General features: G+C 64.4%; 2 protein-coding genes. Both read left to right on the top strand.

What is annotated here, in order from left to right; genetic code table 11:
- Positions 1-724 (top strand): dihydropteroate synthase (locus tag EN984_RS33755; protein WP_127384316.1); only part of this gene is annotated, 724 nt, incomplete at its 5' end.
- A partial coding sequence (locus EN984_RS33750) for a 2Fe-2S iron-sulfur cluster-binding protein (RefSeq protein ID WP_127384315.1) occupies positions 675-1,646 on the top strand: 972 nt, incomplete at its 3' end. The genes EN984_RS33755 and EN984_RS33750, both read left to right, overlap by 50 nt.

Genomic DNA, 1,646 nt, shown 5'->3' with positions numbered 1-1,646 from the left:
GACGTGGGAGATCGTGCAGGGGCTGGTCGACCTGCCGCTGTCGATCGACAGTTCCGTCACCGCCGCGATCGAAGCAGCACTCAAGGTCGCCAAGGGCCGTCCGCTGGTCAACTCCGTCACCGGCGAGGAAGAAAAGCTCGAAGCCATCCTGCCGCTGGTCAAGAAGTACAACGTGCCGGTCGTCGCCATCTCCAACGACGAGACGGGCATTTCAATGGATCCGGACGTGCGTTTCGCCGTCGCCAAGAAGATCGTCGAGCGCTGCGCCGATTTCGGCATTCCGGCGCATGACGTCGTCGTCGACCCGCTGGTGATGCCGATCGGCGCGCTGGGCGATGCCGGCCGCCAGGTCTTCGCGCTGCTGCGCCGCCTGCGTGAAGAGCTCAAGGTCAACACCACCTGTGGCCTGTCCAACATCTCGTTCGGCCTGCCGCATCGCCATGGCATCAACGCTGCCTTCATTCCGATGGTTATCGGCGCCGGCATGACCTCGGCGATCATGAACCCGGTGCGCCCGCAGGAAATGGAAGCCGTGCGCGGCGCGAATGTGCTGAACGGCACCGACGAGAACTGCACCAACTGGATCCGCACCTATAAGGATTACAAGCCGGCCGAAGGCGGCCAGGCCGTTGCCGCCCCGACGCAAGTCAATGCGCCGGGCGACGGCGCCGGCAATGGCGGCCGCCGCCGTGGCGGCCGTGAAGCCCGGATGGGCCGAGGATAAGCGCGCAATCGTGAACTCACCTGCCAACATCACCGACCCGCTCGTGCTGTTCATGCCGTCCGGCAAGCGCGGGCGTTTTCCTGTCGGCACGCCGGTGCTCGATGCCGCGCGCCAGCTAGGCGTCTATGTCGAAAGCGTCTGCGGCGGACGCGCCACTTGCGGACGCTGCCAGATCGAAGTGCAGGAAGGCAATTTCGCCAAGCACAAGATCACCTCCTCCAACGACCACATCACGCCCAAGGGCGCCAAGGAAGAGCGCTATGAGCGCGTCCGTGGCCTGCCCGAACGGCGCCGCCTCTCCTGCTCGGCGCAGATTCTCGGCGACCTCGTCATCGACGTGCCGCAGGACACGGTCATCAACGCGCAGACCATCCGCAAGGATGCCGACACCAGGGTGATCGCCCGCGATGCGGCGATCCGCATGTGCTATGTCGAGATCGAAGAACCCGACATGCACAAGCCGCTTGGCGATCTCGACCGGCTGAAGATCGCGCTGATGCACGATTGGGGCCTGAAAAGCCTTGATTTCGATTTTTATCTGCTGCCGCAGGTGCAAGGTATCCTGCGCAAGGGCAACTGGACCGCGACCGCCGCCATCTACAAGGATGCCGATTCGGAGACCGCGCGCGTCGTAGCACTTTGGCCCGGCCTCAAGAACGAGGCCTACGGTCTCGCCTGCGACATCGGCTCGACCACCATCGCCATGCATCTGGTGTCGCTGCTGTCGGGCCGCGTCGCCGCCTCCTCCGGCACCTCGAACCCGCAGATCCGCTTCGGCGAGGATCTGATGAGCCGCGTCTCCTATGTGATGATGAATCCTGACGGCCGCGAAGGCATGACGGTCGCCGTGCGTGAGGCAATCTCCGGGCTGGTCGACAAGGTCTGCGCCGAAGGCAATGTCCAGCGAAACGACATCCTGGAC

The organism is Mesorhizobium sp. M7A.F.Ca.CA.004.12.1.1 (genome assembly GCF_003997835.1).
GTDB lineage: Bacteria > Pseudomonadota > Alphaproteobacteria > Rhizobiales > Rhizobiaceae > Mesorhizobium.
The sequence above is the reverse complement of the archived record's forward strand: the minus strand, read 5'-3'. Positions and strand labels throughout refer to the sequence as shown.